Annotated in this window: 10 protein-coding genes and 1 pseudogene; 3 read left to right on the top strand and 8 right to left on the bottom strand. The window is 60.8% G+C overall.

Translation table 11 applies throughout. From position 1 onward, the window contains the following. The first annotated feature begins 90 nt into the window (after positions 1-90). On the top strand, positions 91-444 hold the full coding sequence (locus RBB18_RS12055) for a hypothetical protein (protein ID WP_146049973.1): 354 nt from the start codon (positions 91-93) through the stop codon (positions 442-444). 11 nt (positions 445-455) lie between these two features. On the opposite strand, the gene RBB18_RS12050 is transcribed toward RBB18_RS12055, so the two are convergent. The 8 genes from RBB18_RS12050 to RBB18_RS12015 all read right to left on the bottom strand — a co-directional run bounded on the left by RBB18_RS12050 (position 456) and on the right by RBB18_RS12015 (position 9426). Continuing rightward, on the bottom strand, positions 456-1478 hold the full coding sequence (locus RBB18_RS12050) for an META domain-containing protein (RefSeq protein ID WP_170067128.1): 1023 nt from the start codon (positions 1476-1478) through the stop codon (positions 456-458). Between the two features lie 96 nt (positions 1479-1574). After that, entirely contained in the window at positions 1575-2333 is a 759-nt protein-coding gene (locus RBB18_RS12045) for a hypothetical protein (RefSeq protein ID WP_245890413.1), read from the bottom strand. Beyond that, entirely contained in the window at positions 2333-3706 is a 1374-nt protein-coding gene (locus tag RBB18_RS12040; protein ID WP_306111000.1) for an amidohydrolase family protein, read from the bottom strand. The genes RBB18_RS12045 and RBB18_RS12040 overlap by 1 nt, the downstream gene beginning before the upstream one ends. A gap of 290 nt (positions 3707-3996) precedes the next feature. Next, complete coding sequence (locus RBB18_RS12035) at positions 3997-5673, bottom strand: alpha/beta-hydrolase family protein (protein WP_103762038.1); 1677 nt, start codon at positions 5671-5673, stop codon at positions 3997-3999. A 61-nt stretch (positions 5674-5734) separates the two neighbouring features. Continuing rightward, complete coding sequence (locus tag RBB18_RS12030) at positions 5735-6508, bottom strand: GntR family transcriptional regulator (protein WP_170067129.1); 774 nt, start codon at positions 6506-6508, stop codon at positions 5735-5737. Positions 6509-6519: 11 nt separating this feature from the next. Then, entirely contained in the window at positions 6520-7995 is a 1476-nt protein-coding gene (locus tag RBB18_RS12025; RefSeq protein ID WP_103762040.1) for a tripartite tricarboxylate transporter permease, read from the bottom strand. A gap of 19 nt (positions 7996-8014) precedes the next feature. Then, the gene (locus RBB18_RS12020; RefSeq protein ID WP_306110999.1) at positions 8015-8440 is read right to left on the bottom strand and encodes a tripartite tricarboxylate transporter TctB family protein; all 426 of its coding nucleotides are present in this window, start codon (positions 8438-8440) and stop codon (positions 8015-8017) included. A 44-nt stretch (positions 8441-8484) separates the two neighbouring features. Further along, positions 8485-9426, bottom strand: coding sequence for a tripartite tricarboxylate transporter substrate binding protein (locus RBB18_RS12015; RefSeq protein ID WP_306110998.1), 942 nt, complete (start codon positions 9424-9426; stop codon positions 8485-8487). 113 nt (positions 9427-9539) lie between these two features. Here RBB18_RS12015 and RBB18_RS12010 point away from each other — a divergent pair, with 113 nt between their 5' ends. Further along, complete coding sequence (locus tag RBB18_RS12010; protein ID WP_306110997.1) at positions 9540-11840, top strand: DUF3604 domain-containing protein; 2301 nt, start codon at positions 9540-9542, stop codon at positions 11838-11840. A gap of 268 nt (positions 11841-12108) precedes the next feature. Next, positions 12109-12362 (top strand): annotated as a pseudogene (locus RBB18_RS12005) (IS110 family transposase); the annotation flags it as partial.

Below are 12362 nucleotides of genomic sequence, written 5' to 3'. Positions count from 1 at the left end.
TCCGCAAGGGAAAATCTGCATTTCCGGGTTTGAAAGGCGTTTGAACAAATGGCACCGTATCCATTATCTCCCTCAACAGGACACACACCCGTGCGACACACCATTCTTCGAATTGCTATTACAGGCTTTATTGTGCTTGCGGCGCACCCGTCTTCTGCGAATTCTCTATTGCGACAGATCGATCGAACAGGGCTGACGCAGCAGGATCTCAACATCATGGTCCGAACCGGTGGAGAGCTTTATGCCAGCCGGAAAGCGCTGCCAGGGGACGATACGATCTGGTCGAACCCTGAGACGGGAGCTTATGGATCGGTTGAAATCGCGTCTGTCTCCGGCAATTGTGTCGGACTGAACTACAAGTTCAGGACGCGCCGGCAGGCCCGCATCCATACAGTGCAGACGCAACGGTGTCTGACCGATGGCCGCTGGATCCTTGCGCCTTAATACAGCAGGTTTCAAGGCAGATAGACGGCTTCCAGTTCCGCGAGGCTCCTGCCCTCATCATCCATGAGGCGTAGGCTGCCCCCGCCGATCAAATGCGTGGTTGCCGCTTCCAGAACAGCGCCCAGCCGTGCTTCCCACATGGCAAGGTCGTCAGGGCAGGCCATCATCGTGCTGGCCGGTTGACCGAAGGATAGTGTGCTTTCGGAGACGGAGACGCTGCCGCGCATCATGTTGCAGCCGACCGACGCATTGAACGTCTTCTCGTCCGGGCGGATCACGAGAAAGGGCTCGCGCTCTGGCGGCGACCAATCCAGACTTTCGCCTTCCAGAGAAGCAATCCGCCAGACTGTACCATCCAGGGTCGGAGATTTCGTTGCTCGGGCGCAAGTTTCACCCGGCCACGTTGCTCCAAGCTCCGTCACTGTAACAGTCGGGCGCGGGGGCCCTTCCATCTGCTTGCGTGTGTTTATGGTCCCATCGACCGTCACGAAAAGAGGTTCCGCCGGGGCGGGCCTGTCCCGCAGGTAGGCCTCTTCAAGGGCAAGATAACCGGCCTCCTGCGCAACGGGATACTGCCGGCCCGTGGCGCAGTGGACGAATGTCGGCGCATCGGCAAAATACGTGAACATCCCGGACATGGGCATTGCGATCCCGGTCGGATCAAGCTGGCCTGTCGTTACAAGGTCACCGGATGCATCTTCGGGTGCCCCTGGAGGTCGCAAACGTTCCGCGTTGCGCACCTCCAGGATGATGTCGCTGCCATCAGTGCCCAGCACCAACGTGCCGGATTCGCCGTTCGCGTGCCACCGTCCGGCGTGATCCTCTGTGGCACCGTCCGGGGAGGTGCGCCGCAGGTGAAAGGCCTGATCTGGCCAGATATCAAGGTGCCAGGCGCCGGTTTCGGTCTTTCCGGTATAGGTTGCGGGCGTCAGGGCGCCGTGGGCGCCGACAAATGGCTCGGGCGATTGGGCCATTCCAGGAGTGGCGGCCTGCGCCAATAGCGCCGCGAACGCGGCTGTGCGAAGAGCGTGCATGGTGAATCTCTTTTGCGTCATGTTCAGTTCTCAAATGGAAAAGGCCCGCGACTATTCCCTCTGTAGACAGCGACAAGCCTGGGTTCGAAAAAAGGCTCAGAAGCGGTAGGTCGCGCCAATGATCGGGCCGCTCATGCTGCCCTCGAAGTTGGCACCGTTGTCGTTGTAATCAACAAAGAGGTGCCGCCATCCGCCGGACAGGTAGAAGTGGTCGCTGACCTTGTAGTTCGCGGTCACCGCCGCTTGCCACGTCGCGTCCGACCCGACGCCGAACCCGCCTGCGTCCACGTAGGCCAGCAGGGACCAGCGGGGAGACAGTTGCGTGTTCGTCCGCAGCGCGACGATCGGATCCGTGAAGTTGGCCTCTGGCGCCACGCTGACACCGGCCAGTGGCACGGACACCGAGCCATCAATACTCCAGAACCGGGCGCCGCCGAGCAGGTCGAGCGTCGTTCGTGGGTCGGCCTGGAAGCGTTTGCCCGCCGCCAGGGTGGCCGACCGCATCGTCAGCTTGCCGGAGGCCGGGATGCCGGGCGGCACCCGACCGCTTCGCGACGACGAAGAGTAGGTAAGGTCGCCAAAAAAGACGAGTTCACCCCGGCGCGCCAGGGCCGTCATGAAAAAGGCACCGTCCGAGTCCTTGAGGACATCCGAGAAAGACCGGTCGAAGGAGAGCTGCGGCGCGCCCGGAAACGGTCTGAAATCGCCAGACACGCTCGCGCCCCAACCGTAGAGCGTGACCTGGCCGGCCCAGTCAGACGACCCCGCTTGCACCGCGCCGGGAGTCAGCGCCGCACTGGCAAGACAGGCCGCGGCGGCAAGGGGGCGCAAATTTTTGAACAGATTGAAGAACATCACAGCGTCTCCTTGAAGACACGCCCGCCCTTCATGACAAGGCGCAGGTTGTTTTCGGGATCGTCGAGGAAATCGAGAGCGGTTTCGGGATCGCCATCCCAAACGAGTATGTCGGCCAGCGCCCCTTCGGCGATAACCCCGAGCGCACCAGTGTAGGGTGAGCGCTCACCCGACAGGGCGAGCAGTTCCCCTGCCGCGCCCGTGGCCATATGGAGGGCCTCGAGAGGCGACATGAACCTTGCCAGCTTGGCAAGCTGACGCCCTTGCGAGGCCGCGCCCCCCGGATTGAGAAGCACATCGGTACCGAACGCCATGTTGACGCCTTCGGCGCGGCCCGCCTCGAATGCCCTGACCGTTCCCTGTGCGACCTCCTGCTGCTTGGCCTGGGCTGCCGGATCGGAGTATTGGTTCGCGTCCTCGTCGGCGAGGAATGGTTGAATGCTCCACCAGGCGCCGGCGTCGGCCATGGCGCGGATCGCCGCATCATCCGCCAGTTGGCCGTGTTCGATCGAGCGCACACCAGCTTCGAGGCAGCGCTGGATGGCCTTTGGCGTATAGACGTGAGCGCAGACATAGGTGCCCCAGTCCGCCGCCGCCTCGACCGCCGCTTTCATTTCGTCGAGCGTATATTGTGTCGTATCCAGCGGATCGTATGGCGACGCCACGCCGCCGCCCGCCATTATCTTGATCTGGCTGGCACCCTGCATCAGTTGTTCGCGGGTCTTCCTCAGAACTTCGGTACGACCGTCTGCGATGGCGGCGACGCCTGCGCTTTCGGTGTAGTCGAGCGTATCGCCGCTCGTCTTGGGCAGAGTATTCAGCAAGCGGAAGTCGCCGTGGCCCGAGGTCTGCGAAAGCATCGCGCCGGAGGGGAAGATGCGCGGGCCGGTCACGGCGCCTTGGTCGATCGCCATTTTCAGGCCGAAGACCGGCCCGCCGGTGTCGCGTATCGTGGTAAACCCGCGCATCAGCGTCGCCCCGGCCTCTCGCCCGGCCATCAGGTGAACCCACCCGATATCCTGCGTCAGCGCCGCCAGCTTGCTGATGCCGACAAGGGTGGCGTGCCAGTGACAATCTATCAGGCCCGGCGTGACGGCGCGTCCGCCACAGTCGATCACGGTCGCGTCCTCCGGGCCCGCCCCGGTGGCTGGCAAGCCGGTGATACGCCCGCCCTCGACAAGAATGTCCCGGCCTGTCTGCATCTGAAGGGTGGTCCCATCAAAGAACCGCAAGTTGGTCAGCAGCGTCGGTCGGCCGGGTGTCTGCGCGCGCAGGTCGGTTGGCGTAAGGCCGAACCCCGCGAACATGCCGACAACCGCCGCGATGCCGCCCAACAGCCTCCGGCGTGTCAGGTCGGCTTCGATCCGATCCATGGCCGCCTGTGTTTCAGGGGCCCCGCACAGGCACGGGTTGATCGGCTCAATTCCACTTTCGATGCTTTCGCAGCATGACATACACATTTCAAAGAACTCCTTGTGAAGAAATGAAGAAGGATTCTTGCTGACCATGCAACAACCATAGGATGTTTTTGCGCAATGATAAGCAAGAGGGGGCGGGGGCGCCTAAACCTGATTTCCGGGCGCGGCGCTTATTTGTTCCGCGCCGCTGGCCCGATGGTCCGGGAATGCGGTGCGGCGTGCCGAAGTGTGGGCAGGCGTGCGGCTCAACGAATTGCATTGGAACACCCTGCCTGAAAGCCGTTGTCGCAATGCGCCTCAAGCCGCTTGGTGTCGGCCTGCGTCCACCCTTGAGGAGCGGTTACCTCGACCCAGGGCGCGATGTAGTCTTGCGCATAATAGGCGTGGCCATGCCCGGGCGGGGACCCGAAGGACAAGGCCATGTCCAGCGCCAGCTGGAACTGCGTCACCACCGGCACGAAGACGAAATGTTCCGACATGTCTTCGGCAGGCGGGTCGCGCATCCAGGGCGGCGCACGCCAGAGCGAATAAGGATCGTAGAACACGACCGGATCGCTGGAATATTGCAGAAAGACGATGCGCATCCGCCCCCAACCGGCCTCGGTCCTCGATGCATCCGCCGTGTGCGAGGCGTAGCGCACCAGCGACCCGTCCCCGATTTTTGGCAGAACCCAGGGGCTGCCCGGCTCTCGTTGCCGCTGCACGTAATTCCAGAATGCCGAGGGAAACGGCGGGCCTGCCCAGAAGGCGCCGTCAATCGGGTCGTCCATCAGTCGGAAGAGGTTGGTCGCATGCATCGACGACCAGGCCCCGAGACTGAGGCCGTGCACGTAAAGGCGCGGGCGCGCATCGGCAGGCAGCGTCTTCCAGTAGCCGTGGACCACATCCTGCAACGCCGTCGCCTGTTCCAATCCGGTATCGGTCTCAAGTATTAGGGCCAGCGGTGACTGCAGGTAGGAATACTGCGCGGCGACCGTCGCGATGTCGCCGTCATGCATATACTCCACCGGGTCGTGTGAACCGGGATCCATCCAACCGGTCCCTGTCGGACTGGCCACGACCAGCACAGCGCGATCAAAGGCCCCTTGGCGCTTGAGTTCCGCGAGCGCCAGTTCAGCCCGGGCGCGCGGCGTCTCGCCGTTTGCCCGACCCACGTAAACGCGGATCGGATCCTTTGCCGGTCGTCCCATGAAGGCCGAGATGGCGGCGGCATCGGGGCCCGAGGTGATGAAGTTGCGGCCGGGCTCGCCAATGGCGGCCCAATCTATCAGCGAGCCGGCGCTTCCGGTCATCCGTGGGTCGGAGGGTGGTGGCGGGGCATTGTCAAAGAGCGCCTGCGCCGCCTCGTAGCTTTCATCGAGGCCGGAAACGACATGGTCGAAAATTCCGTCGCGCGTGACGAAGAAGAGAAGCGCAAAGACAGCTATCAGCCCAATAACATTGGCTCGACGCGGCGGCATCACCCGGTAGAACCTTGCGCGGATCAGTCGGAACAAAGACGCCACCAGACGCCCCAATGTGAAGGCGGCGGCGAAAACGGCAATCGCGATGAAAAGTATCTGCCAAAGATGGAGCGCGTCCGCCGGCTCCACGCCCATTTTCTCACGTAGCGCGTTCTGCCATGTCAGGCTTGACCCCAGAACCCACACGAAAATTGCCAAAGTGCAGAAAGATGCAATCCATTTGAGGTTTCGGGCGGCGCGTCCCGTCAGGCGAGGCATGTCCGCTGCGTGCCACAAGAACCCGACGATCTGGCCGGTAAAGTACCCGATCGCCGTAACGAGGCCGCCGAGGATGCCTTGAACCATTGGGCCGCGCGGTATCAGGGAAGGCGTCAGGGACGCGGCAAAGAAAAGCAAACCGATCAGCAGGCAGGGGACCGAGAAGCGCCCGACGGCGTCGGAGATGGCCCGGGCGATCATCTGCGCCGCTCCTTGAGATCCGGTGTGCAGCCCTTGGCTCGCGGTCGTTCTGCCCACCTGCTCATCCGATCAACTTTCCGAATGTCAGTTTGCACGCCGTGACCGGCGCGTAGACTTTCTGGAAATAGACCGGCATCGCATCCGGGCTCTGAGTTCTTGCGGTGATCTCGTACCATCCGACCGCTTTGAACTCGGGCGCCACATCGAAGGGTATGTCGCTTGCATCGACGACCAGTACGTCGTGCTTCACACTCGTGGTATTGACGCCGAACTCCTCCTTCAGGAAGGCGCGAATATTCACCACGGTTAGGCTTCCAGAGGTTCGTTCCAGCAGGCCGGGCGCTGTCTTTGGATGCACATACATCCGCGCATAGGACGACAGGCCCTCGCTCAACTGTAGTTCCCGGTCTATGCGGAGGTACGTGTCACTACGACCCAGAAACTCGGACCATTCGCCCTGATCCGATGTTTCCTGTATCTGCACATTGGCCGCCAGAACCTTCAGGCTTTCTTGGGTGCTGACGGATTGGAACCTGAAATGCCAGACCTGATCGCCGATCGACTGGTTGTTCTTTACCGAGGTACCGGACCCTCGCTTTCGTTCGATCAGGTCCATTTGAGTGAGTTGCTGCAGGGCGGCCTGCACCGTGCCGAGACTGACGCCGCACAGATCCACAAGCTCGCGCTCCGTCGGGAGGGGGTCGCCGGGCTGCGCAACGCCGGAGCGGATTGCCTCGATGATTGCCAGCCGCACTGCCGACCGCTTCTTGCAGGAAGGGTCGTCGAGGTGTTTCCGGGCAAAGTCGCTGATCAGCTGTTTTGCGTCCTGTTGCATGCCAGTATCTTTCATTTTCGCACTACAGCCCGGCCCAGTATGAATACTGCAAGACCGAAAAAGCCAATCGCGATCGGGCTGCGGAATACAGCGCCCGGGGTTGAACTGTAGAGTAGCATAGCCTGCCGCAGTGACGTTTCGAACATGTCGCCAAGCAGGAAACCAATGACCAGACAGACGATCGGAAAGCCGGTCCGGCGCATCGCCAGACCTACGACGGCAAAGACAAGCATGACGGCCACGTCGAAACCCGACTGCCCCGGCAAATACACACCCGCGATGCAAAGCGTCAGAATGGGCGGAAGCACAGCCCATTTCGGCAGACGTGCAACATGGCCCCAGACCGAAATGCCCATGCGTCCGAGACCCAGATGAACGAAATTGGCAATGATCATGGACGCGAAAAGTGCGTAGATCACGTCACCGTGCATGGTCAGCATGAACGGTCCGGGCACGATCCCGTGGATGATGAAGGCGCCGATCAGAAGCGCCGCCGCGATGTTTCCCGGAATTCCCAGCGCAATCGTCGGAACAAGATTCGAACCTACCACCGCACTGTTGGCGGCTTCGGTCGCGACAATGCCCTCGGGGTTTCCGGTTCCGAAACTGTCCGGCTTCTTCGAAGCGCGCTTTGCTTGTCCATAGCTGAGAAATGCCGCAAGCGTCACTCCGAGACCGGGCAGCATCCCAACGAGGGAACCGATCATCGACGAGCGCAGAATCGTTTTCCAATAGGTAAGGAACTCGCGAACCGGGAGCGCCCTGTTCTCGCGGGCGCCCTGGTTGATATAGCCGCTGTCGACGCCCTCTCGGCGCATATCGAAAATCTGTTCGACGACCGACGCGAGTGCAAGCGACCCGATCGCCAAGGCCGTCAGTGGAAGGCCGTCGTAGAGATTGATGTTGCCGAAGGTCATTCTGGGGGAACTGTCGATCGGGTCCAGGCCGATGGTGGACAGGAAGATCCCCGCGAAGATCGCGATCAGGGCTTTCAAAGGATTGTCACCGGAAACACCGGACAGCAGCGCGAACGCAAAAAGCAGGACAGCCGTGTATTCCAGCGGGCCGAACTGGAGTGCGATGGCCGCGAAAGGCACCACCAGTACGATCAGCAGGACATCGGAAATCATGTCGCCGGTGACGGAAGAGTACAGAGCGAACTTCATGGCGCGAACCGGCTCTCCGCGCCGTGCCATCGGGTTGCCGTCAAGCGCGGTGGCAGCCGCTTCCGGCGTTCCCGGAGAATTCAGGAGTATGGCCGGAACCGCGCCGCCGGACGTGCCGCCCTTGTTGATGCCCACGAGGAAGGCAATCGCGGAAATCGGCGACATGTAGTATGTCAGGGGAATGAGAACCGCGAGCGCCGTGACACTGCCAAGGCCGGGCAAGGCCCCGATCACGATGCCCAGCAGGATCCCCGCCGCGATGAACAGCAGGTTGGTCAGCGTGAAGGCCGCTGCGAAGCCGGTGACGAGGTTCTCGATCATCAAAAGCCTCCTGGTCGCCTCAGGGCAGGTAGACGCCGAAAATGAAGCGCGCCCCAAGCCAGACCATCAAAGGGAAAAGGGCCGAAACGAGCGCGACCACGAGCCGATTGCGACCGCCGGAAAAGACCATGGTGACGGCCGTCAACGGAATGGCCAATGCGAGGAAACCCGCCGTGTAGAATGCCAGAAGGATCATCCCCGTGGCCGCCGAAGCAAACAGAACGTCGGACAGCACGCTTTTCGATGGCACTGGCAGCTCTTCCCCGGTGTCGCGAACAAGCGTCTGCAGGATCAGACCGACAGCCAGCAGGAACACCACACCCGCCGACAGGTAGGGGATCACGGTCGGCGGCAGATCCCCGGGCGTTGTCTCGGAAGAGACATGGCCGGGGATAAGCCAGAGAATGCAGGCCAGTGACGTGGCGGCGAGCAGAATTCCCGCCACTACATTGATGCGTCTGGTCTCCGCACCCTTATGGAGTGCCGTCTTCACTGGGTTGCCGCCACGACAGCTTGCAGGCCGGCCGCCGTTTCGTCGATTTCGGCCGTGATGGCCTCGGCGCCGAGATAAGCGACCGGGAACATCAGCTTGTTGGTCACCATGTCGACCAGTTCGTCATTCGTTGTTGCCGCCTCTATAGCCGTTTCGAGCGTGGCGATGACATCCGCCGGTATACCTGTCGGTGCGACGATAACCGCCTGCGAAGGCATTGAAACGCCGAAAGTCTCACCGATCGAGGGAATATCAGGGCTGGCCAGCAACCGTTGGGCGTTCATGGAAAGCAATACCTTGATCTTGTCGCCGTAGCGGTTGTGAACGCCACCACTCCACGCGAAATCGACCTTGCCGCCAAGCAGGAAGGGGACCATCTCGCCACCGCCTTTGGTGGGGATCCCCGTAAACTCCACGCCCCGTTCCTTGGCGATATAGTTGATATAGGCGCGGGACATGGGGCTTTGATCCGCGAAGTTGAGCTTCTGGTCGCTCGCTTCGGTGATCAGCTCATCCAGTGTTTCGTATGGCGCATCGGCCCTGGTCACGATGGCCTGCTGATACTCTGTGACCTTGGCGACATACTGGAAGCTGTCGAGGTCGAATTCGACATCCTGCGTCAACGGCGGCCAAAGCAGTGAGGACGAGGCGGCGAACATGATCGTGTAACCGTCAGGGTCCGAAGCCGCGACTTCGGTCGCGCCGACGGCACCGCCCGCCCCGGGCCGCGTCTTGACGACGACCTTGGTCCCCAGCTCCGCGCCAAGCGCATCGGCGAATATGCGGCCCATTGTTTCAGTGCTTCCACCGGCCCGGTACGGGATCACCATCGTGATCGGCTTCGACGGATAGTCGGCAGCGGCTACCGCCGTGCCCGTCGCGAGTCCGGCTGTCATTGCGAGAGCAAGGATCGCTCCGCGGCGTGAGAATAGTTTCATGGGGCCTCCGTGTTGACTTGCTTGATTGCTTGAATGTGCTCTGTAGTTTAATATAAAATTGCTATAAAGCAATATGGATAGATCGATCAGTTCTACTTCAAGGAGCAAATCTCATGACCTTGCCTAAGAAAGCAGCACCCGTTCCGACGCGTTTCGTCGGTGCGAACGGCCCTTCGGTTTGGCCGGGCGACGACTCGTCAATCTATGGCTCGGCCGTCTTAGAAGCCCCTGAAATCGTTGAGGTTCGCACTTTTCAGACGTATCATATCCACTATACGGTCGGGCGCCTTGGCCTTGACGATACCGGCGCCGTCCGAGTGGCCTTTCGCATGATCACGGATGCTGGAAAGCCACAGGCCACCGACCCGACCGCGGAAAACTACGTATCGGCGGAATTTAGCGGCAACGGTGAAATCAGCCTGCGAATCGGCCCCGAAGGTGCACGCCCCTGGATCCTGACCGTCACCGCGCAGCTTAACGGCGGATATCTCAGCGAAGGCGACCAGATCACGCTGACGTTCGGAGACACCTCGAAGGGGTCTCCCGGGATGCTCATGCAGACATTCGTCGAAGAGGGTTACGAACTGAGGGTAATGACCGATGTTCAGGCCACCGGGAATTTCCTCCCCTTGCCGGACCAGTTTGCCATCGGCGTTCATCCGGGGCCGGGCAGCAACTGGCGGGCCGTATTGCCGTCGCTGCGACAGGTCGGTGAGGGGTTTCGCTTTGGACTGAAGTGCGAAGACAAATGGGGGAATCCCACGGATCAGGCTTCGGGCAGGGTTAGGATCGAAACCAGCATTCCGGTCGACGGCCTGCCCGAGAGCTTCGACTATGTGCCATCCGACCGGTCCATGATTTTCGACGACCTGACGGTCAACGAAACGGGGACGCTTCGACTGAGGATCTTTGTCGACGACATGTTGGCCTGCGAAGCCGGGCCCATGGTGGTGAGTGACGCGGGCCTTTCGGGCTACTGGGGCGACCTGCACGGCCAGACCGGCGAAACCGTCGGTGTGAATTCGATCGAAAGCTATTTCGACTTCGCCCGCAACAAGGCGTTCCTGGACGTTTGCGCCCATCAGGCCAATGACTTCCAGATCAACCAAACGTTCTGGCACAAGCTGAACGACCTGACGGCCAAGGTGAACGAGCCCGGCAGATTTACGGTGTTTCCCGGCTACGAGTGGTCCGGCAACACCGCGGTCGGGGGCGACCACAACGTGTTCTACGCCACCGAAGGCCGACCGATCTATCGCTGCTCTCATGCGCTACTCGAAGACCGGTCCGAAATGTCCGATGATGCGAACACGCTGACGGACCTCTTTGCCAAACTGAAGGACGAAGACGCGACGGTCTATGCCCATGTTGGCGGCCGGTATTGCAACATCCATTACGATCATGACCCACGGATCGAAACAGCGGTCGAAATGCATTCCGCCTGGGGCACGTTCGAATGGGTGCTCACCGACGGTTTCCCGATGCGCCGCCGGGTCGGAGTCGTCTGCAACAGTGACGGTCACAAGGGACGGCCGGGCGCGAGCTATCCGGGGGCATCTCGGTTCGGTGCCTATGGCGGCCTGACCTGTTTCCTGACGGACCGGAACGACCGCGGGTCAATCATGGAGGCCCAGAGACGCCGCCATCATTACGGTACGACAGGATGCCGGATGCACTTGGCCGTATCCGCTCGCTTTGAGAGCGATGCCGCATTGTTCCGGCGAAATCCGTTGTCATCGCCGGACGTCGTGCCGGACAACGTCCGCAATGCAATGATGGGCGACATCGTGCGTGTCACGGACGAGACCGTTGACATAGATATTCGAGTCGAGGCGCATGCCGGCATCCTGGAAGTCGAGTTGCGCGACGCTGACGAAGTCATTGAAAGACTGCAAACCTACAGTCCAGATGACCTTGGAGAGCGCATTCGTGTAACGTGGTCAGGGGCGGAGTACAGGGGGCGTGGCCGAGACGTCCGATGGACCGGACGAGCTCAGTTCGACCAGGCCCGCATCCGTGACCTGACCACGATAAACACTTGGAACCCGGAAACGATTCTGGACCAGCGCGGCAGCCAGAGCGTGGTATGGAACGGCGTTACGACTGGCAATTTCATGGGGTTCGACGCGTATTTGGCAGACAGCCGGACAGGCAGGCTGAATATTTCCACAAACCAGCGAATGCTCGATGTCGCCCTGAAAGAAGTCGGCTTCGCACCTTCGGTGTTTGACGCCGGTGGTCTTGGGAAGAAGATCACGATCCAACGGCTTCCTGACGCGCCACTCGAACGTAGCGTGATAGCAACCAGATCCGTAAAAATCAGCGAGACCGGCGACACGCCTGTCTGGGTACGGGTGACGACCGAGGATGGCTTCCAGGCGTGGAGCTCGCCGATCTATCTGTATCGGAAATAGGTGCGCCGCAGCATTCTAAAGTGGACTGGAGGCAATTACCGACGTCAGACAGGAACAATGCGCCTGCCTTCTTGGTGAAGCTTGGCCGCAAGGGCGCCCGATTTCGGAGCGTCCGCCAGACCGAGATCTTATTTGGTTATATCTGGACTGCAAAAATCTACTTTGCAGACACCATCATGGACTGAAGGGAATGACTGCTAATGGGATGTACCGGCTGCTTCACCCAGCAGGTTAGGCTCTGCCTATTTCTGCAGATAGGAGAAGTAGCATGGTGAAGACAGGCTTTGATGAACTGATGTCGATTGGTGTCGATATCGGCAAGGACACTTTCCACATTGTGGGTTTCGATCTGTCTGGACAGCGTGTCCTGCGCAAACAGATAAAGCGACTGGCCTTGGTCGCGACATTCGAGAGGCTACCGCACTGTATTGTGGGCATGGAGGCATGCCTGAGCGCACACTTTGTGAGCCGGACATTGCGCGAGATGGGCTTTGAGCCAAGGATCATCCCTGCGATCTATGT

The sequence above is a fragment of the Roseovarius sp. MMSF_3298 genome, assembly GCF_030733705.1.
Lineage (GTDB): Bacteria > Pseudomonadota > Alphaproteobacteria > Rhodobacterales > Rhodobacteraceae > Roseovarius > Roseovarius confluentis.
Note: the sequence above shows the minus strand (reverse complement) of the source record. Positions and strands in the feature narration are given on the sequence as shown.